The 25,985-nt window shown below is 68.7% G+C and carries 21 protein-coding genes; 15 read left to right on the top strand and 6 right to left on the bottom strand.

Annotated features, from left to right (window positions below):
* Window positions 1-307: 307 nt before the first annotated feature.
* Window positions 308-1,009 carry a YoaK family protein gene (locus tag VHB92_RS02940; RefSeq protein WP_325451198.1) on the bottom strand — a complete coding sequence of 234 codons (702 nt, stop codon included), beginning with the start codon at window positions 1,007-1,009 and terminating at the stop codon, window positions 308-310.
* 543 nt (window positions 1,010-1,552) lie between these two features.
* Between VHB92_RS02940 and VHB92_RS02935 the strand changes: the two genes are divergently transcribed.
* A complete protein-coding gene (locus VHB92_RS02935) occupies window positions 1,553-2,476 on the top strand; it encodes an aldose 1-epimerase family protein (RefSeq protein ID WP_325451196.1) in 924 nt (307 codons plus the stop codon).
* Here VHB92_RS02935 and VHB92_RS02930 read toward each other — a convergent pair.
* Window positions 2,463-4,124: an LssY C-terminal domain-containing protein gene (locus VHB92_RS02930; RefSeq protein WP_325451194.1), complete on the bottom strand. Its 1,662-nt coding sequence runs from the start codon at window positions 4,122-4,124 to the stop codon at window positions 2,463-2,465. The two genes, VHB92_RS02935 and VHB92_RS02930, sit on opposite strands and share 14 nt — an antisense overlap.
* Window positions 4,125-4,359: 235 nt before the next feature.
* Here VHB92_RS02930 and VHB92_RS02925 point away from each other — a divergent pair, with 235 nt between their 5' ends.
* From VHB92_RS02925 to VHB92_RS02895, 7 genes are all read left to right on the top strand, one after another.
* On the top strand, window positions 4,360-5,421 hold the full coding sequence (locus VHB92_RS02925) for a sugar ABC transporter substrate-binding protein (RefSeq protein WP_325451192.1): 1,062 nt from the start codon (window positions 4,360-4,362) through the stop codon (window positions 5,419-5,421).
* A gap of 171 nt (window positions 5,422-5,592) precedes the next feature.
* Window positions 5,593-6,345, top strand: a complete 753-nt coding sequence (locus VHB92_RS02920; RefSeq protein WP_325451190.1) for an ATP-binding cassette domain-containing protein — start codon at window positions 5,593-5,595, stop codon at window positions 6,343-6,345.
* Window positions 6,342-7,628, top strand: coding sequence for a sugar ABC transporter permease (locus VHB92_RS02915; RefSeq protein ID WP_325451188.1), 1,287 nt, complete (start codon window positions 6,342-6,344; stop codon window positions 7,626-7,628). The genes VHB92_RS02920 and VHB92_RS02915 overlap by 4 nt, the downstream gene beginning before the upstream one ends.
* A 295-nt stretch (window positions 7,629-7,923) precedes the next feature.
* Window positions 7,924-8,517 carry a hypothetical protein gene (locus tag VHB92_RS02910; protein WP_325451186.1) on the top strand — a complete coding sequence of 198 codons (594 nt, stop codon included), beginning with the start codon at window positions 7,924-7,926 and terminating at the stop codon, window positions 8,515-8,517.
* 143 nt (window positions 8,518-8,660) lie between these two features.
* Complete coding sequence (locus VHB92_RS02905) at window positions 8,661-9,665, top strand: MDR family oxidoreductase (protein ID WP_325451184.1); 1,005 nt, start codon at window positions 8,661-8,663, stop codon at window positions 9,663-9,665.
* 314 nt (window positions 9,666-9,979) lie between these two features.
* Entirely contained in the window at window positions 9,980-10,375 is a 396-nt protein-coding gene (locus VHB92_RS02900) for a DUF1304 domain-containing protein (protein WP_325451182.1), read from the top strand.
* A 15-nt stretch (window positions 10,376-10,390) separates the two neighbouring features.
* A complete protein-coding gene (locus VHB92_RS02895) occupies window positions 10,391-12,100 on the top strand; it encodes a CocE/NonD family hydrolase (protein ID WP_325451180.1) in 1,710 nt (569 codons plus the stop codon).
* 22 nt (window positions 12,101-12,122) lie between these two features.
* On the opposite strand, the gene VHB92_RS02890 is transcribed toward VHB92_RS02895, so the two are convergent.
* Window positions 12,123-13,520 carry an FAD-dependent oxidoreductase gene (locus tag VHB92_RS02890; RefSeq protein ID WP_325451178.1) on the bottom strand — a complete coding sequence of 466 codons (1,398 nt, stop codon included), beginning with the start codon at window positions 13,518-13,520 and terminating at the stop codon, window positions 12,123-12,125.
* Between the two features lie 2 nt (window positions 13,521-13,522).
* Complete coding sequence (locus tag VHB92_RS02885) at window positions 13,523-14,086, bottom strand: hypothetical protein (RefSeq protein ID WP_325451176.1); 564 nt, start codon at window positions 14,084-14,086, stop codon at window positions 13,523-13,525.
* A gap of 259 nt (window positions 14,087-14,345) precedes the next feature.
* Between VHB92_RS02885 and VHB92_RS02880 the strand changes: the two genes are divergently transcribed.
* The 7 genes from VHB92_RS02880 to VHB92_RS02850 all read left to right on the top strand — a co-directional run bounded on the left by VHB92_RS02880 (window position 14,346) and on the right by VHB92_RS02850 (window position 23,083).
* On the top strand, window positions 14,346-15,509 hold the full coding sequence (locus VHB92_RS02880; protein WP_325451174.1) for an ROK family transcriptional regulator: 1,164 nt from the start codon (window positions 14,346-14,348) through the stop codon (window positions 15,507-15,509).
* Window positions 15,506-16,603, top strand: coding sequence for a substrate-binding domain-containing protein (locus VHB92_RS02875; protein ID WP_325451172.1), 1,098 nt, complete (start codon window positions 15,506-15,508; stop codon window positions 16,601-16,603). The genes VHB92_RS02880 and VHB92_RS02875 overlap by 4 nt, the downstream gene beginning before the upstream one ends.
* Before the next feature lie 68 nt (window positions 16,604-16,671).
* On the top strand, window positions 16,672-17,439 hold the full coding sequence (locus tag VHB92_RS02870) for an ATP-binding cassette domain-containing protein (protein ID WP_325451311.1): 768 nt from the start codon (window positions 16,672-16,674) through the stop codon (window positions 17,437-17,439).
* Complete coding sequence (locus VHB92_RS02865) at window positions 17,436-18,683, top strand: sugar ABC transporter permease (protein ID WP_325451170.1); 1,248 nt, start codon at window positions 17,436-17,438, stop codon at window positions 18,681-18,683. The genes VHB92_RS02870 and VHB92_RS02865 overlap by 4 nt, the downstream gene beginning before the upstream one ends.
* A 295-nt stretch (window positions 18,684-18,978) precedes the next feature.
* The gene (gene mmsA, locus VHB92_RS02860) at window positions 18,979-20,502 is read left to right on the top strand and encodes a multiple monosaccharide ABC transporter ATP-binding protein (RefSeq protein WP_325451309.1); all 1,524 of its coding nucleotides are present in this window, start codon (window positions 18,979-18,981) and stop codon (window positions 20,500-20,502) included.
* Window positions 20,499-21,824 (top strand): multiple monosaccharide ABC transporter permease, encoded by a 1,326-nt coding sequence (mmsB, locus tag VHB92_RS02855; RefSeq protein ID WP_325451168.1) that lies wholly within the window; start codon window positions 20,499-20,501, stop codon window positions 21,822-21,824. Before mmsA ends, mmsB begins: the two co-directional genes overlap by 4 nt.
* A gap of 158 nt (window positions 21,825-21,982) precedes the next feature.
* On the top strand, window positions 21,983-23,083 hold the full coding sequence (locus VHB92_RS02850; RefSeq protein ID WP_325451166.1) for a sugar-binding protein: 1,101 nt from the start codon (window positions 21,983-21,985) through the stop codon (window positions 23,081-23,083).
* Window positions 23,084-23,356: 273 nt separating this feature from the next.
* Here VHB92_RS02850 and hemL read toward each other — a convergent pair whose 3' ends face one another.
* Entirely contained in the window at window positions 23,357-24,781 is a 1,425-nt protein-coding gene (hemL, locus tag VHB92_RS02845) for a glutamate-1-semialdehyde 2,1-aminomutase (protein WP_325451307.1), read from the bottom strand.
* Window positions 24,778-25,704: a porphobilinogen synthase gene (gene hemB / locus VHB92_RS02840; RefSeq protein ID WP_325451164.1), complete on the bottom strand. Its 927-nt coding sequence runs from the start codon at window positions 25,702-25,704 to the stop codon at window positions 24,778-24,780. The genes hemL and hemB overlap by 4 nt, the downstream gene beginning before the upstream one ends.
* Between the last annotated feature and the right edge of the window lie 281 nt (window positions 25,705-25,985).

Here is a 25,985-nt window from a genome sequence, read left to right as displayed (position 1 = left end):
CCGGGGCACCAGATTCGGCGGCGACGGCCGGATGCGGACCGGCAGGCGCGACCCACGGGACGGGTCTGCGGCGCTACGCCTGCAGTGCAACGCCTCCACGACCGTCTCCGGCGCTAGGCCTCCAGTTCTACGCCTCCACGACCCATGCGGCACTAAGCCTCGACCACCGTCTGCGGCGCTGCGCCTCGGCCACCGCGTGCGACGCTACGCCTCCGCGACGGCCTGCGACGCTGCGCATCGACGACGGCCACAGGCTGTACACCTCGACGACGCCGCCCGCACTACGCCCCCACAAGGGCCTGCGGCTCTACGCCTCCACGACGGACCGCGGCACGGGACCCGCAGTGGCCACGTGACCCCACACGGCGACCACCAGCACGATGACCGCCGAGACGAGCAGACCGAGCGCGGGCTCGAGGTGAACGGCGGCCGCCCCGACGACGGCGCCGCATCCGATCAGGGCGACGGCACCGGCCCGGCGCGCCCACGGCTGTCCCTTGCCGCCGCCGAACACCGAGTCGGCCGCGAGGCCGGCGAGCGTCGACGTCACGACGACGGTCGTCACATCCTTCACGGCGATGTGGCGAGCCGTTGCGGCCTGGGCTCCCATGGCGAGGCCCAGCATGCCGGTGACAGTCCACTGGAGCCCCTCCTGCGGATGCCGTCCCGTCACGAACAGCACGATGGCGGCCGCCAGCAGCAGCACACCCACCCCGGTGAACACGATCGTGGACAGCCGGGTCCAGCCGGCATCCACCCGGCGAAGCACCCGGCCTCCGGTCGCGGCGCCGGCCATGAAGCAGACCAGCGCGATCACGGGGCCGATGATGGGCAGGTTGTCCGAGCCGAGCAGCGCCATCCCCAGGATGACGACGTTGCCGGTCATGTTCCCGGTGAAGACGCGATCCAGGCCGAGGTAGCCGACCGCATCCACCACGCCCGTCGAGAACGTGAGGGCGAGCATCAGCCCGAGATGCGTACGTTCGTGCAGTCCCCACTGCTTGGGCATGCCATCCTCCTGTCGTCGCCGGCGTGGTGCGGCACCCCTCGATCCCACCACAGTGCGCCCACGCCGCACGCCGAGCCCGCGCCACCAGCGGATGCCCCGGGTCGCGCCGCGATGACGCCGGCCCCTTCCCGCCGACCGGTCCGGAACTCATCCGGCGGTCCGCTAGTTTGCGCCAAGAAGCGGACTGCTCGACAACAAGCGGACCCCTCGATGACGACCCACCGCGAGGGGATGCCCCGGGTCGCGCCGCGGTGACGCCGGCACATCCGCGGCGACGGGTCCGGAACTTGTCCGGCGGTCCGCCAGTTTGCGCCAACAACGGGACCGCCCGACAACAAGCGGACCCCTCGGCGATGAGACAGGCTGCACGCCCGGGCAACAAGCGGACCCCTCGGCGATGGGCCGAGCTGCAGGCTCGACAACGAGCGGACCGCTCGACAACCGGCGGACCGCTCGACAACAAGCGGACCCCTCGGGAAGACGCGGACCGGCCGGCGACGCGCGGGCGACGAGGGCGAGGCGAGCGGACGGCAGAATGGTGGGGTGAGCATCCCCCTCTCCGGAACCCCCATCGACCTCGAGCACGGCGACTACCGGGCATCCATCGCGGGCGTCGGCGCCTCCCTGCGCTCGCTGACGCACGCCGGACGCGATCTCGTCGTGCCGTTCGACGCCGACGAGGTGCGGCCGTCGTTCCGCGGGGCGACGCTCGCTCCCTGGCCGAACCGGATCGTCGACGGCGTCTACACGTTCGACGGTGTTCGTCAGCAGGTGGCGCTGACCGAACCGGAGCGGCACAACGCGCTGCACGGACTCGCGTCCTGGCTGCAGTACGACGTGCGGGACCGCGGCGACGACTTCGTCGAGCTCGCCGCCACCATCCAGGCCCAGCAGGGATACCCGCACCGGCTCGACGTGACCGTGCTGTTCCGTCTGGGCGACGACGGCCTGTACTGGGCGGTGACGGCGCGCAACACCGGAGCGGATGCCGCACCGTTCGGCACCGGCCCGCATCCCTACCTCGTCGCCGGCCAGGGACACGTCGACGACTGGACGCTCACGCTTCTCGCCGCCGAGGTGCTCACCGTCACGCCCGACAGGCTGGCTCCGCTGGGACTCGCCGACGTCGCCTCCGAGCAGGGCGGCGCATTCGACTTCCGGTCGCCCCGGCGCATCGGCGACGTGTTCATCGACCACGCGTTCACGCGACTGTCGCGCGACGACGACGGCGTGGCATCCGTGGAGATCGTCTCCGTCGACGGCAGCGGCGTCGCCATGAGGTGGGATGCCGCCTGCCCGTGGGTGCAGATCCACACCGCCGACCAGCCCGACGCGGCCGTCAGCAGGATCGGTCTCGCCGTCGAGCCCATGACGTGCCCGCCCGATGCCTTCAACTCCGGCACGGATCTCATCGTGCTGCAGCCCGGCGAGTCGACGACCGCCGGGTGGACGATCAGCGCGATCTGAGCGCCGCGGCCCTGGCGCGGGCGGCAAGCTGCTTCGCCCACTTCCGCTCGATGCGGAGATAGCGGATGCGTCGCGCCCACGCGCTCGAGCGCTCGGACGAAAGCGCGAGCAGCACGAGGATGTCGAGGGGCAGCCCGAGCAGGTTCGCGCGCAGATTCACCTGGGTGCCGCCGTTGAAGAAGTCGATGGCTGCCGCGACGACCGCGATGGCGCTGAGCGTCATGGAGAGGATGCGCGCCCAGTTGCTTCCGCGGAAGATCAGCGTGATCAACGCGAACTGCACCAGCAGACCGAGGATCGTGACGCAGAGCGTGAACACGGCGATGATCAGCGTGGCGTTGCGGGCGAACTCGTCGGGCACGCCCTCGACGTCGATCGACAGCGATCGCACGTAGCTCGCCCAGTGCGTCGCCGTGACAACCACGAAGAACGCACCGGCCAGGGCGCGCAGGCCGAGAAGCGCGCAGCCGAGGGCGATCGAGATCGGGCGCTTGTCCGCTGCCGCCTCGACGACATCCGTTTCGTTCTCGAACTCAGGGCGTGATCGCACGCCGCGCAGATCGACGACCGGCAGGTCTCCGTCGGTGATGATGGAGTCGCCGCCGCCGTTGCGCGCGTGATAGCCGGTCGAGAAATCCCGGATGGCGCCGACCCGCACGGCGGCATCCCCCTTCTCGATGGACCGAACGACGTGATCGCGCTCGATGTCGGTGTTCGCGTCGATCTTGTGCGTGACCTGCAGCGTGAACAACGAGAGCCCTACGCGACGATCGAACGTCGCGGCGCCGAGCCAGTCGGCCCGCTCGCCGCCCGGCAGCCGCCAGTCTTCAGGACACTTCCAGAACCGCACGTGGTGGCGCTTGGCCGGGTTGCCCAGCACCTCCTGCTGATATGCGAGGTCCTGCTGCCTTCCGAAGAGCAGCAGCGGGCTGACCGGTGCCTCGTCGTAGCTGCGGCGCAGGAGCGTCGACGTCACGATGCGCCAGCTCGAGCGCACGGTGACGGGGTCCGCGCGGGTCCAGCCGGCATCCGCCATGATCGTCTCCAGCTGGGCCTGGGTGCCGAGCAGGGCCAGGTTGATCGGATCCCCGAGCAGACCGTCGCTCGTGCGGGCGCGGCCGATGAAGTAGTTCGGAACGTAGATGCGGGTGAGGATGCTGTGCAGTCTCGGCAGAACGAGGTACGCCAGCAGCGCCCAGAACAGCACGAAGAAGACGATGAGCCACCAGCCCCAGCTGAAGCTCTCGGATGCCAGCAGCCACGCCAGCCAGATCGCCGCGAGCGTGGCGAGCAGAAAGTAGCCGTAGTCGATGGCACGGGCCAGCCGCCAGCGGATCTTGCGAGACGGCCGCTTCTCCGGCTCCAGCTCGCCCTCCGGGGTGGTGCCTGCCGCACCGGGTACGGGGTGCGAGGCCGTCTCCACGACGGCATCGGACTGCGCGGCCGCGGCATCCTGCTGGGCGGTGGAGGCGGCGGGCTGCGCGACCGTACCAGCGGGCTGCGCGACGCTGTCGTCGGATGCCTCGGGAGACTCCCCGGGCTCCGGCTGCGTCGGCGTGGCCGCCGGCCGCGGCGCGGCGCCACCCGGCCCCGCCGCCACGGACTCCGTGGCGGAGGTCGTTCCGTCCGCGGTTCCCCCCACCGGCATGGGCCCATGCTAGGCCGTGCACGGCCTAGCCACAGCGATCACCAGGCAGCCGGAAGGCGGAAGCACCGCGCGGCCTTGACACCCGAACGGGAGCGTTTATTCAACTGTTATCGGATTGTGGCGTCTCGAACGTATCGACTCCGAACAAAACAGGGCATGATCACCTCAGCCGCATTCGGAAGTTGAACGCGGCGAAACCCGGAGGAGTCCGAGTCTCATCAAAGGAGAGAGAGACGTGAAGAAATCGACGCTGATTTCTGTCGCCGTTCTCGCGAGCGCGTCAGCACTTCTGCTGGCGGGCTGTTCGAGCGGAAGCGGCGGCAACAGCACCAACAATGCTGGCGGAAAGACCCGAGCGTGCGTCATCCTTCCCGACGCGGTGTCGTCACCGCGGTGGGAGAACGGTGACCGCCCCGCGCTGGAGAAGGCGATCAAGGATGCCGGCTTCCAGGCGGACATCCAGAACGCCCAGGGCGACACCAGCAAGTACGCGACCATCGCCGACCAGCAGCTCAACAAGGGCTGCGGTGTCATGCTGCTCGTCGACTACAACGGCGCGGGCGTGACGGTGGCCAAGAAGGCGAAGAACCAGGGCATTCCGGTCATCGCCTACGACCGTCCCATCAAGGGCGCCGACTACTACGTGTCGTTCGACAACACGAAGGTCGGCGAACTGGAGGGCCAGTCCATCGTCGACGGCCTCAAGGCCGAGGGCAAGGACCCGGCGACGGCGGTCGTCGTCTACATGGGCGGTGACCCGACCGACGGCAACGCCAAGATGTTCCACGACGGCGCCGTCAAGGCGATGTCCGCAGCCGGTATCAAGCCGGCCGCCGAGCCGCCGGGGATCTGGGACGCCGACAAGTCGGCCACCAACTTCGAGCAGGCTCTCACCTCGCTCGGTGGCCACGTGGATGCGGTCTGGGTCGCCAACGACACGAACGCATCCGGCGTCATCTCGGTTCTGGACAAGAACGGCCTGAAGGTCCCGGTCTCCGGACAGGACGCGTCGACGGCCGGCCTGCAGAACGTGCTGCTCGGCAAGCAGACCGCCACGGTCTACAAGCCGTACCAGGACGAGGCGAAGGCCGCATCCGATCTGGCCATCACCCTGCTGAAGGGCAAGAAGCCGAGCGGCATCACTCAGAAGGTGGATGGCGTGCCGTTCATCGCCGAGACACCGCAGCTGATCACGGCCAAGGACGTGCAGAAGGTCATCGACGACGGCAACGCCAAGGCGAGCGACATCTGCACCGGTGCTGTGCAGGCCGCCTGCGCGCAGTACGGCGTGAAGTAGCTCCACCGCACGACAGCGAGGGGCTTCGCGCACGGACCGCTCGTCCGCCGCGAAGCCCCTTCGCTCGTGCTCTCCCGCGTGCACGCCCCCGCACGTGAGAACGCCGGCAGCGCACGATCGAATCGTGCCTGACCGCATGTGACGTCAGATCCGAAAGGAAAGGAACCCGACATGGATGAGCCGCTCATCTCGTTGACGGGAGTCAAGAAGAGCTTCGGCCCGGTCGACGTGCTCCGCGGAGTCGACCTCAAGGCCTACCCCGGCAAGGTGACAGCCCTCGTCGGCGACAACGGAGCGGGAAAGTCCACGCTCATCAAGGGCCTCGCCGGCGTGCAGCCGTACGACGCGGGCGAGGTGAGATTCGACGGCGAGCTCGTCAACCTGCACAACCCGCGGGAGGCATCCCGTCTGGGCATCGAGGTCGTGTATCAGGACCTCGCGCTGGCGGACAACCTCGACATCGTGCAGAACATGTTCCTCGGCCGCGAAGAGACGCGGTGGGGCACGTTCGACGAGGGAAGCATGGAGCTGGCGACGAGCCGCGCCCTGCAGCAGCTCTCGGTGCGCACCGTCAAGTCGGTCCGCCAGAAGGTGTCGTCGCTGTCCGGCGGACAGCGCCAGACGGTGGCGATCGCCAGGTCCGTCATCAACAAGTCGCGACTCGTCGTGCTGGACGAGCCCACCGCGGCACTCGGCGTCGCGCAGACCGAGCAGGTCCTCGGTCTCGTGAAGCGTCTCGCAGAGCAGAACGTGGCCGTCATCATCATCAGCCACAACCTCGCCGACGTGTTCAAGGTCGCCGACTACATCAGCGTGCTCTACCTCGGGCGCATGGTGGCCTCGGTGCGCACGGCAGATACGACATACGACGACGTCGTCGGTTACATCACAGGAAGCAAGACGTACGCGGGAGAGCCGGCATGAGCACCAACGCACGAGAAGCGGAGACCACGGAGGCGCTTCCCGACCCCATGGTGGGCGATCTCATCGGCAGCGGGGTCGAGGGCGGACTCGGCGACCAGGTGCGGGCGTACTTTCAGCGCCTGCGCGGCGGGGAGATGGGGGCGCTGCCGGCCATCGGCGGCCTCGTCGTGCTCGCCATCCTGTTCACGTTCCTCAGCCCGTACTTCCTGACCGAGCGCAACTTCGCCAACCTGCTCACCCAGTCCGCGACGCTCGTCATGCTCGGCATGGCGCTGGTGTTCGTCATCCTGCTCGGCGAGATCGACCTGTCGGCCGGTGTCACCGGCGGTGTCGCGATGTGCGCCTTCATCGTGCTGGTCGACGTTCTCAAGTGGAACACATGGCTCGCCCTCGGCATCGGGTTCCTGATCGGCCTGGCCACGGGCGGGTTCATCGGATTCTTCGTGGCGAGAGTCGGCATACCGTCGTTCGTCGTGACGCTGGGACTCTTCCTGGGATTCCAGGGTCTCGAGCTGATCATCATCGGCAACGGCGGCCTCTACAACGTTCAGGATCCGGCCATCCTCGCGATCATGAACAACAACCTCCCCATCTGGGGCGGCTGGGTGATGCTCGCGATCATGGTGCTGATCTCGCTGACCGTGTCGTTCTGGGATCGCAGGCGCCGCAGCAGGGCCGGCGTTCCGAACCGCGCCGTGGTGCTCGTCTGGGTCAAGGTCATCGTGGTCGCCGTGATCGGCGGCATCGTCGTCGGGCTGCTCAGCCAGAACCGCGGGACGGGCTTCGTCAAGGTGGAGGGCGTGCCGATCGTCGTGCCCATCACGCTCGCCATCTTGTGGATCGGCACCTTCGTGCTCGACCGCACGAAGTACGGCCGCTACCTGTACGCCGTGGGCGGCAACGCGGAGGCGGCGCGCAGGTCGGGCGTGAAGGTCATCACCATCCGCTGGGTCGCGTTCGTGATCTGCTCGTTCCTCGCCGTCGTCTCGCAGCTGTTCAGCATCTCCAAGGTCGGCTCCGTCGACCCCTCGGCCGGTGTGGCCATCGTGCTGAGCGGTGTGGCAGCGGCAGTCGTCGGTGGCGTGAGCCTGTTCGGCGGCCGCGGACGCCTCATGCACGCTGCGATCGGCGCCGTCGTGATCGCGGTGATCACGAACGGTCTCGGGCTGCTCAACCTGCCGGCCGGCGTCAACTACGCCGTGACCGGTGGCGTGCTCATCCTGGCCGCGACGGTGGATGCCGTGTCCCGCGTCCGCGCCGGCGGGAGCCTGTTCCGCAGCTGAACGCGCGGTGGGTGCAGGCTCTCGCGAGCCGACAGGCCTGCGCCCGCCGTTCGCACACGTCATCCGCCGCCCATCGCAGCGACTGCGCCGATGGGCGGCGCGGCGCTGCGAAGCCCGGTGCAGCGCGGCGCGGCGAAGCTGGAGCCGAACGCGCGCGGAAGCGGCCCCGTCGCATCCCGGTATGGCCGCCGGGGAACTGCTGCGAGTATGCTGTGAAAAGTCTGCTGCCGGCGACCGACGCCCGGTAAGCGACCGGCCGGTGGGGATCGGCCGACGTCGACAAGGGGGAAGTCACATGAGCACAGCAGCACCCGCGAAACGGCCGGGCGCCGTCACCGCGGCATACGTCATCTGGCTGATCGGCGCGATCATCTCGCTGATCGGATCCATCTTCGGACTCTTCGTCGGCATCCTCGCGCTGACCGCCGGCACCGCCCTCGGCGGACTCGCAGGTGCCGCCGTCGGAGCCGTCGTGCTGATCTTCGCGATCTTCGTGTTCGTGATCGCGATCATCGAGCTGATCATCGTCAACCGGATGCGCGACGGTCGCAACTGGGCCCGCATCGTGCTCACGGTGCTGGGCATCCTCTCCGTGATCGGCTCGGTCGTGCCGTGGTTCTCGGGAGGGTTCAACTCCACGTCGTTCTGGTCCGTCGTGCAGGTGGTCGTGCTCATCGTCGCGATCATCCTGATGTATGTGCCGGCCGCGAACGCGTACTTCGCCTCCGGCGGCGCGTACACCGGCGGAGCCGGCATGGGCGGCGGCTCCTACGGTGCGCCGCAGGCCGGCACGTCCCCAGCAGCACCTCCCACGACGGCCATGCCCGCCGCTCCTCCGACCGAGGCGCCCACCGCCCGGCCGGACGACGGACGCCCGCCGATGGCCTAGCGCCGACGCGCCGAACGGACTCGACCGCCGGACTCCCGATGTGTGGGGTCCGGCGGTCGCTGCTTCGTCGGCGCCCACGACCGGGACCGCGATTGCGCCGGAGGACCTCGACCGCGGTTCCCCGCCCGACCTAGGCTGACCCCATGTCGTTCCGCGCGCTCCAGGTCACCCAGCAGACCGAAAACGGCGCGGTCACCGCGCACGAGGCGCGGGTGCGAACGCTCGACGACGATGCGCTCGAACCCGCCGACGTCGAGGTCGACGTGCAGTACTCGGCGCTCAACTATAAAGACGGCCTCGCACTGGCGGGACGCCCCGGCGTGCTGCGCACCTCGCCGATCATCCCGGGAATCGACCTGGTCGGGCGAGTGCGGAGTTCGGCCGATCCGCGCTTCATGCCGGGCGACCACGTCGTGCTGAACGGCGACGGCATCGGAGAGACCCGCAACGGAGGCTTCGCCGAACGTGCAGCGGTGCGCGGCGAGGCGCTCGTCGTGGTGCCGGATGCCTTCACCGTGCACCAGGCGGCCGCCATCGGCACGGCGGGCTTCACTGCCATGCTCGCCGTGCTCGCGCTGGAGCGAGGTGGCGTGACCCCCTACTCCGGCCCGGTGCTCGTCACCGGTGCGGCGGGCGGGGTCGGCTCGGTCGCGATCGCCGTGCTCGCGAAGCTGGGCTATCAGGTCACGGCATCAACGGGCCGCGGTGACAGCGAGGCCGACTACCTGCGGGAACTCGGCGCATCCGCGATTCTCAACCGGGCTGACTTCGCAGAACCGGGTCGCCCGCTGCAGAAGGGACGCTGGGCCGGAGCCATCGACGCCGTCGGCGGGGTGACGCTCGCCAACGTGCTGGCGCAGACGACGTACGGCGGGGTGGTGGCGTCCTGCGGAGTGGCGGGCGGCGCTGAGCTTCCGGCGACCGTGATGCCGTTCATCCTGCGCGGCGTGACGCTGGCGGGCATCAACTCGGTGGAGGCGCCGCGATCGCTGCGGCAGGATGCCTGGTCTCGCCTGGCCCGTGACCTCGACGTGCACCTGCTCGACACCATGACCTCCACGATCGGGCTCGAGGATGCGCAGGGCGCCGCAGGCCGCATCCTCGCCGGCCAGATCCGCGGCCGCACCGTCGTCGACGTGCGGCACTGAGCCGCCCCGCGTCGCCCCGCCCCACCTTTCGGCACCCGCACTCTCCCGCGCCCCACGCCGTACCGAAAACAGCAGTGATCGCGCTCTCGCGGCGAGAACAGCAGGATTTCTGCTGTTCTGGGCCTCAGTTGCCGTTTTCGGTGCGGCACGGTGGGGCCACGATTGCGCCTCAGTTGCTGTTTTCGGCGGAGCACGGCTGCCCACAGTTGCTGTTTTAGGACGGCAGTGCGCAGCTGCGGGCTGACGGCGGTGCGGTTGCGCGAGCGGCGGCGTCGGGACCCGGTCGCGGAGCCCGCACGCCCTAGGCTGGCCGCATGATCGTGATCGCGACACTGGTCGTCGCTCTCGCCGCCGTTCTGCACGTGCTCATCTTCGCGATGGAGAGCGTGTTCTGGACGCGTCCGGCCGTCTGGAAGCGGTTCGCGGTGCCGGATCAGGCCTCGGCGGACACCGTGAAGCCGATGGCGTACAACCAGGGCTTCTACAACCTCTTCCTCGCGATCGGCGCCCTGGTGGGCATCATCCTCTACGGGGTCGGGCAGCACGTCATCGGTCTGACCCTCGTGTTCTTCACCCTCACGTGCATGGTGCTCGCTGCCGTGGTGCTGGTGACCACAGGTGCGCGGTACATCCGAGCCGCGCTCATCCAGGGCATCCTGCCGCTCGCGGGCATCGTGCTGATCTTCCTGAGCGACCCGATCACGACCTGACCCGAAGCATCGAGCATGACGACTCATGACAAGCCGTGGAGGAGGCCAGGGGCCTTCGCCTATGCGCGACGACGCGTGCGCGCGCTCGTCCGGCCGCCCGTCGAGGTGTATGAGACGCCGGCGGATGTCGTCAAGCACCACGACGTCGCCGTCACCATGGCGGATGGCGTGGTGCTGCGCGTCAACGTGTACCGGCCGAGGGGCGACGGACCCTTCCCCGTCATCCTGTGCGCCCATCCGTACGGCAAAGACGCGCTCCCGAGCAAGAAGCGAAGGGGCTGGTCGTTCAGCCCGCAGTACCGGATCATGAACCAGCCGCAGCCGGTGCGCTTCTCGGATCAGACCAGCTGGGAGGCGCCAGACCCGGCATGGTGGGTCGCTCATGGCTACGCGGTGGTCAACGCGGACACGCGCGGCGGCGGCCACTCGGACGGCGTCGGCGACCTGTTCTCCGACCAGGAGGCGCACGACATCTTCCAGCTCATCGAGTGGGCGGGGTCGCAACCCTGGTCGAGCGGGAACGTCGGGATGCTGGGCGTCTCGTATCTCGCGATCTCGCAGTACAAGGCCGCGGCGCTGCATCCGCCGGCGCTCAAGGCCATCTGCCCGTGGGAGGGCTTCACCGACGCTTACCGCGATATCTTCACTACCGGCGGCATTCCGGAGAACGGGTTCGCGCGCATCTGGCTGTTCATGACCAAGCGCGTCGCCCGCGTGGCGACGGATCTCGCGGCCGGTAGGCGCGAGCATCCGCTCCGCGACGAGTGGTGGGAAGCGCTGACACCCGACCTCGCCGACATCACGGTGCCGATGCTCGTGTGCGCGAGCTTCTCGGACGACAACCTGCACAGCGTCGGGTCCATGCGCGCGTTTCAGCGTGTGGCGTCGAAGGACCGCTTCGCGTACGTGCACCGGGGACCGAAGTGGGCCACGTTCTACGGAGAGGACGCCCGCCGCGTGCAGCTCGAGTTCTTCGACCGCTACCTCAAGGCGGCGGATGCTCCCCGGCCGCCGAGGATGCGACTGGAGATCCGCGACACGGCCGACCACGTCGTCGAGGTGCGCAGCGAGGATGAGTGGCCGCTGGCTCGCACCCAGTGGACGGCCCTGCGGCTCGGTGATGGCGGAGCCCTGCACACGACCCACGGAGCCCTGCACGCGGCCGACGCGGCAGACTACGCGCCGACGGGAAGCGTGACGTTCGACCTGAGGCGCGATGCCGCGCTCTTCCGGCACGACTTCGCGGAGGACACGGAGATCACCGGGCCCATGACACTTCGGCTCTGGGTGTCCAGCGCGGGCACTGACGATCCACACCTCTTCGTGGGCGTCGAGAAGTGGTCCGGATCCCGATATGTGCCGTTCGAAGGCTCGTACGGGTACGGCAGGGATCGCGTCGCATCCGGGATGCTGCGCGTCGCGATGCGCGAGCTCGACGAGGAGCTCAGCACGCCGCACCAGCCGGAGCACACCTTCCGCAAGCTGGAGCCCGTCGACCCGGGCCAGGTCGTCGAGGTGCTCATCCCGCTCACCTCGTCTGCCACGCTCTTCCGGGCCGGCGAGTCTCTCCGGCTCTTCGTGGCCGGACGCTTCCCCGAGCCAGGCAATCCGTTCTTCGGGCACTTCCCGGCTCGCTATACGCCGAGCAGGGCGGGCAAGGCGACCATCCATTGGTCTGCCGAACGGCCGTCAGCTCTGGAGATCCCAGTGATCCCTTGGCGCTGATCCCGCCGCCGATCCGCCCGGGTCAGCGGCGCGTGGTCGCGCCGCGAACCCTCGGCGACACGTGCTCTGCCCGAAAGCCCCGGCCGATCATCCGCGCGGCCAGCCGCTGAACGATCGGGATGACGGCGGACAGCACGATCCGCCTCGGCTCGGGCAGTGGCGAAGGCAGCAGCGAGACTCCTGCACCGTTGATCACGTGGTGCGCAGCGAGCTGCACCGCCTGCATCGCGCGCACCGGCGTCATCCGCCTGCGCTGCACCCAGGCGCACGCCGCATCGAGAGCGGATGCCCGCGCACCGGCCACCGGGCCGGCCCCGCGCAGCAGCGGGGCGAGCCGGTTCGCCGTGGCGACCGCATCCTGCACGGCGAAGTTCACACCGACGCCGAAGGCGGGCGACATCGCGTGCGCGGCGTCGCCGATGCAGAGCAGTCCCGGTTTCCACCACGTCTCCAGCCGGTTGATCTGCACGGACAGCAGCTTGAGCTGCGAGAACGACGTGAGCTCGCCCACGACGGGTTCCAGGAACGGCGCCGTCTGCACGATCGCATCCCGAACCGCCTCGAGCCCCTGCCGGTGCAGGTCGTCGAACCCGCCCTTGGGAATCACGAGACCCATCTGGTAGTAGCCCTCGCGAGGAATCGTGAGCACCAGCCGGTGCTCGTCGATGTATCCGAGCGTGTCCGGCGGGCGCTCAGGCGGATACGGCAGGCGGAACCACACCACATCGATCGGGGCGCCGAAGTCGGTGGACGGCAGGCCGGATGCCGCCCGCAACACGGAGTCCCGCCCGTCGGCGGCCACGGTGAGCGCCGCGTACACCTCGACCGGTCCGTCCGGGCCGTTCGCGAGCACTCCGGTCACGCGCGCCGCGCGGGAGGTTGCGCCGGCGGACGCCGCGCCTCGGCCGCCCGACCCGTCGGCGCCCGGGGCTTCGTCGACGAGCAGCTGCGTCGCATCCGTGTTCATGAACAGCCGGAACCCCTGATACGCCCTGGCGTGCTCGGCGAGGAAGTCGAGAAAGTCCCACTGCGGCATGAGCACGAGGAAGTCGTTGCGGCCGTGCAGGCTGTCGAAGTCGACCGGCGTGATGCGCGTGCCGTCGACGACGGCGTCGAGGGTGGAGACCGAGGTGTGCGGCAGCGTGAGGAAGGCGTCACGAAGCCCCAGCTCGTCGAGCACCTGCAGCGTCGACGGGTGGATGGTGTCGCCGCGGAAGTCGCGGAGGAAGTCGCCGTGCTTCTCGAGAACGGCGACCTGAGCACCGGCGCGCGCGAGCAGCATCCCCAGCATCATCCCGGCGGGGCCGCCACCCACGATGCAGCAGTCGACGTCGACGCGGGTGACCTCCGCGTCCGGCTTCTGACGGCGCGCGCGACGGGATCGAGCGCTGTCCGATCCGGTCGCGCGCAGCTGCGCCATGGTTAGGAGATCACCTCGTCGGTCGGGCCGTCCGATCCGGGGTGGATGTCGCGCAACGCCTCGACGAGCTGCGACGCGTGCTGCGTCGACACGATGACCCGCGAGAAGCCCTCGGCGACCTCCGTCGACGACGGCGGGTCGGCGAGCGCACCGGGAACGGCGCCCGAGCCCCCCGCGGCGAGGTCGTGCGCCACCTCGCCCGGCGTCGAGGAAGCATCGACGGATGCCGTCGCCGCGGCACCCTGCTCGTCCGCTGCACCCTGCTCGTCCGCGGCATCCGGGTCGGGCTGCTCGATGTCGATCACCACGGCCGAGCGCTGCTTGCCCTTGAGTACCAGGAAGTCCTTGCCGCCGTGGAACTTCCATGTGCCCACCGCGAGCGTCAGCGGGATGCTGTTGCCCGGCGCGCGCACACCGCGGATCCAGATCCACGGGTCGGCCGTGATCGCTACAGAGCGGATGCTGTCACGCGGCACCACGATGTCGTCGCGACGCAGCGCGAGCATCTTCTCCGCACGAGTGAGGCGGATCTCGAGACGATCGCGGTACACGTGGAAGTCGGCCATGCCACTAGTCTGCCGGGTCGCCTTCGCCCGGTCCGGCATGCATGCGCCGGGAGGCGAGACGTTACCGAACTGAGGCCTCGGCGTTCCGGCATCCGGTCGACCGCGGGTCTGCGAGGCGCCCGCAGCGCACCGCCCCGATCCCCGCGCAGCGCGGCAGACGCATAGTCCACGCTGATAACGCTTTGGGCCTGCTGAGGCCCGAATCGCGTAGGGTGAATCCGTGGTAGCCGCCCGTCGAACACCGGGGTCGCAGACTTCATTGCGTGAAGCCAATCGCGGCCGCATCGTCGACGCCGTCAAGAAGTACGGAGGGCTGAGCCAGATCGAGCTCGCCGGCCTCACCGGGCTGTCGCCCGCCACCGTCTCCAACATCGTCAAAGAGCTGAGCGGTGCGGGCGTGCTCAATACCGCGCCCGGCACGCGCAGCGGCCGTCGCGCCCAGCACGTCACCCTCGCGCACGCGCTCGGACTCGTGGCCGGCGTGCACTTCTCCACGCGCCATCTGCGCATCTCCATCTCGGATGTCGCCTACACGGTCGTGGCCGAGACGCACATGCCGCTCGCCAAGGACCACCGAGCCGACAACGAGCTCGACCGCGTCATGCTGCTGCTGGCCGACATGCTCGAGACCGCCGGGGCCGGCATGCTCGACCTGCTCGCCGTGGGCGTCGCACTCCCCGCACCCGTCGACCGCCGCACGGGGCGCATCGCTCGTCGCGGCATCCTGCGCGGCTGGGACGGCGTCGAAGTGGCCGACGTGCTGCAGCAGCGGCTGAAGCGACCGGTGTTCGTGGACACGGATGCGAACGCGGCCGCACTCGGAGAACTGCGGCTCGGCGCGGCACGCGGCAAGGAGGACGTGGTCTTCATCGACGTCGGCGACCGCATCGGCGCGGGTCTCGTGCTGGGCGGCCGGGTATACTCCGGTCACGCCGGGATGGCGGGCGAACTCGGTCACACGGTCATCCAGGAGGACGGCCCGGTGTGCGAGTGCGGCAACCGCGGCTGCGTTCAGGCCATCGCGGGCGGGAGTGCGCTCATCCAGCGTCTGCAGGCGGGCAGCAACCGCGGCCTCAAGCTGCAGGACGTGATCGTGCGGGCCATGTCGAGCGATGCGGATGCCATCCGCGCCATCGCCGACGCCGGAACGGCGATCGGCGTCGCCACCGGAAACCTGTGCAACCTGCTGGATCCGGAGCGGATCGTGGTCGGCGGCGACCTCGGGCAGTCCGGCGAGCTGCTGCTCGGCCCGATGCGGCGCGAGGTCGAGCGCTCGGTGCTGGCGGGAGGCGCCTTCGCGCCGGAGATCGTGCAGAGCCAGCTGGGGGCAGGCGCCGCCGCCATGGGCGCCGTCGCCATGGCGGTCGATCGCGTCTCGATCCAGCCGGAGGAATCGGCGCCTCAGGAGGATGCCGGGGAATGAAGGCGATCCGCGCGAGTTCGCTGCTCGCGGTCGCCGCTTGCGTGCTCGCCCTCATGGGGTGCTCGAACGCGGTGGCGCCCGGCGACACGACGCACGTCGCCGTCGACCCCGCGCACGCGACCATCGGCCTGCTTCTGCCGGACTCCACGAACACGCGGTACGAGTCCGCCGACCGGCCGGCGTTCGAACAGCGCATCCACGACAAGTGCCCCGGTTGCACCGTCGCCTACCAGAACGCCTCGGCCGACGCCGCCAGGCAGCAGCAGCAGGCCGAGTCCATGCTCGCGCAGGGCGTCGCGGTGCTCGTGCTGGATGCCGTGGACGGCGAGGCAGCGGCATCCATCGTGAACGAGGCGGTCGCGAAGGGCGTCCCCGTCATCGCCTATGACCGCATCATCGACAGCCCCGACCTGTCGTTCTTCGTGTCGGCGGACAACGAACGAGTCGGCGTTCTGCAGGCGCAAGCGCTCGTCGACCGGCTGCACGAACTGAACGTGCCGGACGGGTCGGGCATCCTCATGGTCAACGGATCGCCGACGGACGACAACGCCCGTGCCTACAAGCGCGGCGCCCACTCCGTCATCGACCGTTCGGGATACGACGTGCTCGCCGAATACGACACGCCGGACTGGGCGGGCTCCGAGGCGCAGAGCTGGGTGGCCGGGCAGATCACGCAGTTCGGCAGCCGCATCGCCGGCGTCTATGCCGCCAACGACGGCCTCGCGCAGGGCGCCATCGCCGCTCTGCAGGCGGCAGGCGTCACACCGGTTCCGCCCACGACGGGTCAGGATGCCGAGGTGGCGGCCGTGCAGCGCATCCTCGCCGGCACGCAGTACATGACCGTGTACAAGCCGATCAGGCGGCAGGCGACCATCGCGGCCGACGCGGCGCTCACGATCGTGCACGGCGGGCATCCGAAGGGCACGAGCACGACGAAGACGGCCGGGAAGTCCGTTCCCACCGTCACGCTGGTTCCCGAGACCGTCACGGTGCAGAACGTGAAGAAGGTCGTGATCGACAGCGGCTTCCACTCGGTCGTCCAGATCTGCACGCCCGCCTACCAGGCATACTGCAGAGAGCACGGCATCTCGTGACGGGACGAAGCGCGGAGCAGGGAGCTGCAGCAGGGGGAACCGCGGCGGCGCTCGAGCCCGTCGTGAGCATGCGCGGCATCACGAAGTCGTTCGGTCACATCCACGCCCTGCGCAACGTGGACCTCGACCTCTACAGCGGCGAGGTCGTCGCGCTCGTCGGCGACAACGGCGCCGGCAAGTCGACGCTCGTGAAGATCCTGGCTGGCGTGCACCCGCCGGACTCCGGCACTGTGGCCTTCGAGGGCCGCGTTGTCTCCATCCCGACGCCTGCGGCATCCAGGGAGCTCGGCATCGCCACGGTCTTCCAGGATCTCGCGCTGTGCGACAACCTCGACGTCGTCGCCAACCTGTTCCTCGGTCAGGAGCTGGGTCGCGGCCCCCTCGACGAGGAGACCATGGAGCAGCGCTCGTGGGAGCTGCTGCGGCAGCTGTCCGCGCGCATCCCCTCGGTGCGGATGCCGGTCGCCACCTTGTCCGGCGGCCAGCGCCAGACCGTCGCGATCGCGCGGTCGCTGATCGGGGAGCCGAGCGTCGTCATCCTCGACGAACCGACGGCCGCGCTCGGTGTGGCGCAGACCGCAGAGGTGCTCAACCTCATCGAGCTGCTGCGCGACCGCGGGCACTGCGTCGTGCTCATCAGCCACAACATGGCGGACGTGCAGGCCGTCGCCGACCGCGTGATCGTGCTGCGGCTCGGCCGCGTGAACGGGCGGTTCCGTGCACCGGAGCTGAGCTACGAAGACATCATCGCCTCCATCACCGGGGTCCTGAACCTCGAGGAGGGCACGCCGGAAGACGATCCGCGCGAGCGCTTCCGAGACGGAGGCGGACGATGAACGCAGCAGAGCGCGCGGTGCCAGGTCGCGGTCGGCCGATCCCCGAAGACGGCGCCGCCTACACGCTGCGCGACCTGGCATCGCGGTTCGCGACGAGGCTGCGCGACGGCGAGCTGGGCTCGCTGCCCGTGGTGATCGGCCTGGTGGTCATCGCCGTGCTGTTCCAGGCGCTCAATCCGCGCTTCCTCGCCCCTGGCAACCTCGTCAACCTCACGCTGCAGGCCGCCCCGCTGGGAGTCATCGCGCTGGGCACCGTCGTCGTACTGCTCGTGGCCCAGATCGACCTATCCGTCGGATCGGTGAGCGGTCTGGCGAGCGCGATCGTCGGCGTCTGCGCCATGCGACTGCAGTGGCCCATCCTCGTCGGCGTCGCGGCCGCGATCGTCGCAGGCGCCGCGATCGGCGCGTTCTACGGCTTCCTGCTCACCCGGTTCGGCGTGCCGAGCTTCTTGATCACGCTCGCCGGACTGCTCGCGTTCCTCGGCGTGCAGCTGGCGCTGCTCGGGCCGAGCGGATCCATCAACATCCCGTTCACCGACCCGCTCGTGCAGTTCGCGAACACGTGGTTCCTGCCGCCATGGGCCGCGTACGTCGTCGCCGGCATCGCCGCACTCGCCGTGCTCGGCACGGGGCTCGCGCGCAGGCGCAGAAGGATGCGCGCACAACTGCCTGCCGAGCATCCGTCGGTGACGATCGTGAAGGCGGTCGCGCTGCTCGTCGCCCTCGGCATCGTGGTGTGGTACCTGTCGCTGGACAGGGGCACGGCCGTCATGCCGGTGCTCTTCCTGCTGCTCGTCGTCGTCATCTCCTACCTGCTGCGTCGCACGAGGTGGGGCCGCTCGGTCTTCGCCGTCGGCGGGAACGTGGATGCCGCCCGCCGCGCAGGCCTGCCCGTCACGCGAACGCTCGTGACGGCATTCGTGATCTGCTCGGCCCTCGCCGCGCTGGGCGGCGTGCTCTCCGCGGCACGGCTCGGATCGGCGACGACGCTCACCGGCTCAGCCGACACGAATCTCAACGCGATCGCCGCGGCCATCATCGGCGGAACGAGCCTGTTCGGGGGCAGGGGCGGCGCGTGGTCGGCCGTGCTCGGCGTGCTGGTGATCTCGGCGATCTCGAGCGGGCTCACCCTGCTCAACCTCGACTCCTCGGTTCGATACATGATCACGGGCGCGGTGCTGCTCCTGGCTGTCATCGTGGATTCACTTTCCAGACGATCGCGTGCCAGCAGAGGGCGCGGCTGAATCCCTAGTTGCGGCTATTCCACTGGCGTTTCGGTCGTCTCGCGTGTGCGTTGTGTTCGGGTCTGAACGTCAACGCCTGCTCAGATGTGCGCTTGTGTTCAACAGATGAATGCAATTGTGTTAGCGTGGCGTCTCGTTGCCGCACCCGAGGCGACAAGGCGCGGCCCTCAGGGCCGCAGCACCACGGGACGAGGGCGTCGAAGCGCACCCGCCAGGGCCTCCTGCATTGACGCCGGCGGATTCCTCGCCCCGCACAGCGAGAGGAACATCCGTGGCGAACGCCCCGATTCTGGAAATGCGCGACATCACCAAGCGCTTCCCCGGTGTGGTTGCACTCTCGGACGTGTCGATGACCGTGGCGCATGGCGAGATCCATGCGATCTGCGGGGAGAACGGCGCGGGCAAGTCGACCCTGATGAAGGTGTTGTCCGGCGTCTACCCCTACGGCACGTACGAGGGCCAGATCATCTTCGAAGGCTCCGAGGTCCGCTTCTCGACCACCAAGCAGAGCGAGTCCGCCGGCATCGCGATCATCCACCAGGAGCTCGCGCTCGTTCCCGAGCTCTCCATCACCGAGAACCTGTTCCTCGGCAACGAGATCACGCGGTTCGGCGCGATCGACTGGGTGGCGTCGCAGAAGCGCGCGCGTGAGCTGCTCGACCTGGTCGGTCTTCGCGAAGACCCCGACACCCTGATCAAGACGCTCGGCGTCGGCAAGCAGCAGCTCGTCGAGATCGCCAAGGCGCTGCACAAAGAGGTCAAGCTGCTCATCCTCGACGAGCCGACGGCCGCGCTCAACGAGACGGAGTCGCAGCACCTGCTCGATCTCATCCTCGGTTTCAAGAAGACCGGCATGACGTCGATCATGATCAGCCACAAGCTGAACGAGATCGAGCGCGTCGCCGACTCGATCACCATCATCCGCGACGGCAAGACGATCGAGACTCTGGATGTCTCGGCCGGCGACGTGGACGAGGACCGCATCATCCGCGGCATGGTCGGTCGCTCGCTGGAGAGCCGCTTCCCGGAGCGCACCCCGAACATCGGCGAGACCTTCTTCGAGGTGCGGAACTGGACCGTGCAGCATCCGGTCGACCCCGACCGCCTCGTGTGCAAGAACGAGAGCTTCTTCGTGCGCCGCGGCGAGATCGTGGGCTTCGCCGGCCTGATGGGCGCCGGCCGCACCGAGCTGGCGATGAGCGTGTTCGGCCGCAGTTACGGCACCTACCTGAGCGGCGAGATCTACAAGGACGGCCGGAAGATCAGGCTCGCGAACGTGCACGACGCCATCGAGCACGGTCTCGGATACGTGAGCGAGGACCGCAAGACGCTCGGCCTCAACCTGCTCGACAGCATCAAGCGTGCAACGGTCTCGGCCCGGCTGGACAAGATCTCCCACGGTGGTGTGGTCGATGACCTGCTCGAGTACAAGGTCGCCGAGGAATACCGCCAGGCGCTGCGCACCAAGGCGACCTCGGTCGACGAGGGCGTGAGCAAGCTCTCCGGCGGCAACCAGCAGAAGGTCGTGCTGGCCAAGTGGATGTTCACCGATCCCGACCTGCTCATCCTCGACGAGCCGACGCGGGGCATCGACGTGGGCGCCAAGTACGAGATCTACAGCATCATCAACCAGCTGGCCGCCCAGGGCAAAGGCATCGTGCTGATCTCCTCGGAGCTTCCGGAGCTGCTCGGCATGTCCGACCGCATCTACACCATCTTCGAGGGCCAGATCACGAACGTGATGCCCGCGCGAGAGGCCAACCCCGAATCCCTCATGGTCAGCATGACCTCCACCCGAAAGACCGGACAAGCAGCATGAGCAAGTTCTCCCAAGGTCTGCGCACCCTGACCGGGGGCCGCGGACTCAGCCAGTACAGCATGATCATCGCGCTCGTCGTGATCATCGTCGTGTTCGAGATCTGGACGGGCGGCTACACGCTCGACCCCACGAACGTGATCAACATGGTGCAGCAGTACTCCTACATCCTGATCCTCGCGATCGGGATGGTGATGCTCATCATCGCGGGCCACATCGACCTGTCGGTCGGCTCGGTCGCCGCGTTCGTCGGCGTGGTCGTCGCGCAGTCGATGGCCGTCTGGCATCTGCCTGCCGGCCTGGCCATGCTTCTCGGCCTCGTCGTCGGCGCTCTCGTCGGCGCATGGCAGGGATTCTGGGTCGCGTTCGTGCGAGTTCCCGCGTTCATCGTGACGCTCGCCGGGCAGCTCATCTTCCGCGGCGCCAACCAGGTGGTCGGCAACTCGACCGCCGTGCCGACGCCGGCCTCCTACAACTGGATCGGCAACGGGTTCCTGCCCGACTTCGGACCGGACTTCGGTTACAGCAACCCCACGCTCATCCTCGGCCTGATCGTCGTGGTCGCGCTCATCTGGACCGAGGTGCACGGCCGCCGCAAGCGGGTGCGCATGGGCGCCGCGCCGCAGCCTCTCTGGGTGAGCGTCGTGAAGCTCGTCGTGCTGTGCGGTGTGACGGTCTTCGCCACCTACCTGTTCGCCACCGGCCGAGTAGGCACGAGCTTCCCGATCGTCGGCATCATCGCCGGGCTGCTCATCCTGCTCTACAGCTTCATCACGAGCAACACGGTCTTCGGACGCCACATCTACGCGATCGGCGGCAACGCCAGCGCTGCCGTGCTCTCCGGCGTGAAGTCCCGCCGGGTGAACTTCCTGCTCATGATGAACATGTCGGTGCTCGCCGCCGTCGCGGGCATGGTCTTCATCGGCAACGCTCAGGCATCCGGTCCGTTCGACGGCACCGGATGGGAGCTGGATGCGATCGCCGCGGTCTTCGTCGGTGGCGCCGCGATCTTCGGCGGTGTCGGCACCGTGGCCGGATCGATCATCGGTGCGTTCGTGATGGCGTTCCTCGCCAACGGCCTGTCGCTGCTCGGTCTGGACTCGTCGTGGGTGTCGATCATCCGCGGTCTCGTGCTCATCGCCGCCGTCGCCTTCGACGTCTACAACAAGACCCAGGGCCGCCCGTCCATCACGGGCCTCCTGCTGCGCGGCATCGGCATCGGCCGCAAGAAGGACTCAGCCGTCACCGAGGGCGACATCGAGGCGCAGCCTCAGGGCCTCGACAAGCCGGCGGGCGAACAGGTCGACAAGGTGCCGGTGTCCTGAACCGGTCGTCCGGCCGTCGTCGCCGATCGGTCGCGCTCCGCGGAGACCGGTCGGAGCGGCCGGCAACGGCTCGCTGTCCGAGGCACCACAGGACAGCACACAGAAGGCGTGGTCCGCGGTAGGGCCGCCCTGCAATCCACACAACAAGAAGGAAAAACATGCGCAAGAAACTGCTCATCGGCCTCACGGCCGTGGCCCTTGCCGGTGTCGCCCTGACGGGATGCTCGTCGCGCGCGAGCTCCGCCTCGGCCGACACGGCCGTCAAGAAGGGTGACACCGTCGGCGTCGCCCTGCCCGCCAAGACCTCGCAGAACTGGGTGCTGGCCAAGGCGTCGTTCGAGAAGGCGCTGCAGGGTGCGGGCTTCAAGTCCGACGTGCAGTACTCGGCGACGGTCGCGGACCAGCAGAACGTGATCCAGTCGATGGTCACGAAGGGCGACAAGGTCATCGTCATCGCGGCCCAGGACGGCAGCCAGCTCGGCACCCAGGTGGCTCAGGCCAAGAAGTCCGGCGCCACGGTCATCGCGTGGGACCGCAACATCATGAACACCAAGAACGTGGACTTCTACGCGGCGTTCAACAACTACAAGGTCGGCCAGCTGCAGGCGCAGGCGCTGCTGGACGGCATGAAGGCCAAGAAGCCCACTGGCCCGTACAACATCGAGATCTTCGCCGGTGCCAACACCGACGCGAACGCCACGGTGTTCTACAACGGTGCGATGAGCGTGCTCAAGCCGCTGATCGACAAGGGCGAGCTGAAGGTGCCGTCCGGCCAGACGTCCTTCCAGCAGGTGCAGACGGACAACTGGGACCCGAAGAACTCCCAGACGCGCATGACGAACATCATCACGAAGTCCTACTCGAACGGCACCGAGCTCGACGGCGTCCTCTCTCCGAACGACACGCTCGGCCGCTCCATCATCACGGCCGCCCAGCAGGCCGGTCTGCCCGTGCCGATCGTGACGGGTCAGGACTCCGAGACGGCATCGATCCCGCTGATCATGAAGGGCCTGCAGTACTCGACCATCTACAAGAACACGGATGACGAGGCCAAGGCAGCCGTCGACCTGATCACCGACCTCGCTAACGGCAAGAAGAAGCCGACCGGCGTCGACTACAACGACAAGACGAACGCGTACAACGGCACCATCACCGTTCCGTACAAGCCGCTCACCCCGGTGCTCGTCACCAAGGAGAACGCGGTCAAGGCGTACGCCAACAACCCGACTCTGGAGAAGCTGGCCACCGACAACCAGTAGCTCACCAGCGTCACCTGGGGCCGTTCGCGTTCGCGCGGGCGGCCCCTTGTGCGTGCTTGTTCCGCTGCGGCGGCGACGGTGTCCCCCGGCGAGACTACAGTTCCCCGGCGAGACTACAGTTTCCGCGGCGAGACTAGGTACAACGGGCATAGTCTCGGCGCAGCATCCGTAGTCTCGGCACGGCATGCGTAGTCCAGCGCAGCATGCGTCGTCTCGGCAGCGTCCAACGCGCACCGGCCGGATGCCGCCAGCGCTACTGGAGGCGCGGCGCGGCTATGCGGGGCGGGCGGATGCCGCGGCGCGCGCGGCCGCGGGCAAGGCATCCAGCACTCGCTCGACCGTGGCGTCGTCGTGGGCTGCCGTGACGAACCAGGCCTCGTAGACACTGGGCGGCAGCGACACTCCCGCGTCCAGCATGGCATGGAAGAACGGGGCGTAGCGGAACGCATCCTGCGCCTGCACCGCCACGTAGTCGGTGGCAGGCGTGTCACGGAACTGGACGCTGAACAGGTTGCCGGCGCGCGAGATGACGTGCGGCACGCCGGCCGACGTCAGCGCGTCGTCGACGCCCTTCGAGATCACCTCGGCGACGCGGTCGAGGTGTGCGTAGACATCCGCATCCGCCAGTCGGAGCGTGGCGAGCCCGGCTGCGACGGCGACCGGGTTTCCGGACAGCGTGCCAGCCTGATACACCGGGCCGATCGGGGCCAGGAGCTCGAGCAGGTCGCGGCGGCCGCCGAGAGCGGCCAAGGGCATGCCGCCGCCGATCACCTTGCCGAACGTCACCAAGTCGGGCACGTAGGTCGGCGACACGAGCGCTCGCGAGCCGTCATCCTCCTCGCGCACGGCAAATGCCGTCTCGCCCCACCACCCTGCGGGGCCGACGCGGAATCCCGTCAGCACCTCGTCAAGGATCAGCAGCGCTCCATGCTGGTGCGCCGTGTCGGCCAGGAACGCGTTGAATCCGGGCGCCGGAGGCACGACGCCCATGTTCGCGGGCACCGCTTCGGTGATGATCGCCGCGATGCGGTCGCCGTGCTCCTCGAAGACCGCTCGCACAGCTGCCCGATCGTTGTACGGGATCACGACCGTCTGCGCGGCGATGTCGGCCGGCACTCCCGCAGAAGCGGGCAAGGCGAGAGTGGCGAGTCCGCTGCCGGCATCCGCCAGGAGACCGTCGGAGTGGCCATGATAAAGGCCGGAGAACTTGACGATGAGGTCGCGGCCCGTGGCGCCTCGCGCGAGACGGATGGCCGTCATGGTCGCCTCGGTGCCGGTGGAGACCAGGCGAAGCTCGTCGACGAGCCTGGTCGTGACGAGAGACCGGCCGGTCAGGTGGTGCGAACCGGGCGTCACGGTGAGGCGGTCGATGACGAGTTCGGCCAACTCGGTCTCGGCGAGGGTGGATGCGCCGAAGCTCAGCCCGCGCGCGGCGGCATCCTGCACGGCCGCCACGACCTCGGGATGCGCGTGCCCCAGGATCGCCGGCCCCCACGACGCGACCAGGTCGACGTATTCACGACCCTCCACGTCGGTGACGTAGGGTCCGTGTGCCGCCACCAGCGACCGCGGGGTACCGCCGACCGACCGGAAGGCCCGCACCGGGGAGTTGACGCCGCCGGGGATGGACCGCTTCGCCCTCGCGAACGCCTCGTCGTTCGTCGTCACCGCCGTGTCGCCGACCGTCGCACCGCTCATTTCAGCCACCCGGCCGCCTCGACCGCCCAATACGTCAGAACAGCGTCCGCACCCGCCCTGCGAATGCTCGTCAGGGTCTCGAGCGCCGCGCGGTCCCTGTCGATCCAGCCGTGGCCGGCTGCCGCCTCGATCATCGAGTACTCGCCGCTGACCTGATATGCCCACACCGGAATATCACTGATCTCGGCGACGTCGCTGAGCACGTCGAGGTACGACATGGCCGGCTTCACCATGAGGATGTCGGCGCCCTCGTCGAGGTCGAGCCGCGCCTCCCGCAGACCCTCACGCCGATTCGCCGGGTCCTGCTGGTAGGAACGGCGGTCGCCCTGAAGCTGAGAGTCGACGGCTTCGCGGAACGGTCCGTAAAAGCCCGACGCATACTTCGCGGCGTATGCAAGCACGGCGGTGTCGGTGAAACCGCTCGCGTCCAGAACATCCCGCACCGCTGCGACCTGGCCGTCCATCATCCCGCTGAGCCCGAGCAGCTGTGATCCCGCCTCCGCCTGCGCGAGCGCCATGTCGCGGTAGCGCTCCAGCGTCGCGTCGTTGTCGACGCGACCAGAGGCATCCAGCACCCCGCAGTGGCCGTGGTCGGTGAACTCGTCGAGGCAGAGGTCGGTCTGCACCACGAGCGCATTGCCTGCCTCGGCGACGGCGGCTCTCGTGGCCACGTTGAGGATTCCATCGGGATCGGAGGCGCCAGTGCCGACGGCATCCCGCACCTCGGGCACACCGAACAGCATGATGCCGCCGATGCCCGCCTCGGCCGCCTCCGAGACCGCCGCCTTCAGGCTGTCCAGCGTGTGCTGCACGACCCCCGGCATGGATGCGATGGGCTGCGGCTCACTGATGCCCTCACGCACGAACACCGGCAGGATCAGCTCCGCCGGGTGCAGGCGCGTCTCCGCGGTGAGCCGGCGCATGGCAGGTGTGGAGCGGAGACGTCGGGGGCGAACAGTCGGATGCAGGGCGTCGTTCACCGCTCCAGATTAGGCGGCGTGCCCTGTGTGCTCGCCGAGGCGGTGACGGAGAGGGAGGTGCTCGCGACGGCGGGGGCGACGGCGCGGCGAGACGGCGGTTGTACGGATTCGCCTCGTTCTCGTCGTGGTGCCCGGTTTCGACAGGCTCAACCGGCGATACGGGTCTTACAGGGGCGGCCGGCGGTAGGGGGGTTTCGACAGGCTCAACCGGCGATACGGGTCCT

The sequence above is a fragment of the Humibacter sp. genome (assembly GCF_035547335.1).
GTDB lineage: Bacteria > Actinomycetota > Actinomycetes > Actinomycetales > Microbacteriaceae > Humibacter.
This window is presented reverse-complemented; position numbering and strand designations above follow the sequence as displayed.

Coding starts and splice junctions, on each gene's coding strand:
- VHB92_RS02940 (WP_325451198.1), bottom strand. CDS start 1,009: ATGCCCAAGCAGTGGGGACTGCACGAACGTACGCATCTCGGGCTGATG.
- VHB92_RS02930 (WP_325451194.1), bottom strand. CDS start 4,124: ATGCCGGTGGGGGGAACCGCGGACGGAACGACCTCCGCCACGGAGTCC.
- VHB92_RS02920 (WP_325451190.1), top strand. CDS start 5,593: ATGGATGAGCCGCTCATCTCGTTGACGGGAGTCAAGAAGAGCTTCGGC.
- VHB92_RS02915 (WP_325451188.1), top strand. CDS start 6,342: ATGAGCACCAACGCACGAGAAGCGGAGACCACGGAGGCGCTTCCCGAC.
- VHB92_RS02910 (WP_325451186.1), top strand. CDS start 7,924: ATGAGCACAGCAGCACCCGCGAAACGGCCGGGCGCCGTCACCGCGGCA.
- VHB92_RS02905 (WP_325451184.1), top strand. CDS start 8,661: ATGTCGTTCCGCGCGCTCCAGGTCACCCAGCAGACCGAAAACGGCGCG.
- VHB92_RS02900 (WP_325451182.1), top strand. CDS start 9,980: ATGATCGTGATCGCGACACTGGTCGTCGCTCTCGCCGCCGTTCTGCAC.
- VHB92_RS02895 (WP_325451180.1), top strand. CDS start 10,391: ATGACGACTCATGACAAGCCGTGGAGGAGGCCAGGGGCCTTCGCCTAT.
- VHB92_RS02890 (WP_325451178.1), bottom strand. CDS start 13,520: ATGGCGCAGCTGCGCGCGACCGGATCGGACAGCGCTCGATCCCGTCGC.
- VHB92_RS02885 (WP_325451176.1), bottom strand. CDS start 14,086: ATGGCCGACTTCCACGTGTACCGCGATCGTCTCGAGATCCGCCTCACT.
- VHB92_RS02875 (WP_325451172.1), top strand. CDS start 15,506: ATGAAGGCGATCCGCGCGAGTTCGCTGCTCGCGGTCGCCGCTTGCGTG.
- VHB92_RS02870 (WP_325451311.1), top strand. CDS start 16,672: ATGCGCGGCATCACGAAGTCGTTCGGTCACATCCACGCCCTGCGCAAC.
- VHB92_RS02865 (WP_325451170.1), top strand. CDS start 17,436: ATGAACGCAGCAGAGCGCGCGGTGCCAGGTCGCGGTCGGCCGATCCCC.
- mmsA (WP_325451309.1), top strand. CDS start 18,979: ATGCGCGACATCACCAAGCGCTTCCCCGGTGTGGTTGCACTCTCGGAC.
- mmsB (WP_325451168.1), top strand. CDS start 20,499: ATGAGCAAGTTCTCCCAAGGTCTGCGCACCCTGACCGGGGGCCGCGGA.
- VHB92_RS02850 (WP_325451166.1), top strand. CDS start 21,983: ATGCGCAAGAAACTGCTCATCGGCCTCACGGCCGTGGCCCTTGCCGGT.
- hemL (WP_325451307.1), bottom strand. CDS start 24,781: ATGAGCGGTGCGACGGTCGGCGACACGGCGGTGACGACGAACGACGAG.
- hemB (WP_325451164.1), bottom strand. CDS start 25,704: ATGCGCCGGCTCACCGCGGAGACGCGCCTGCACCCGGCGGAGCTGATC.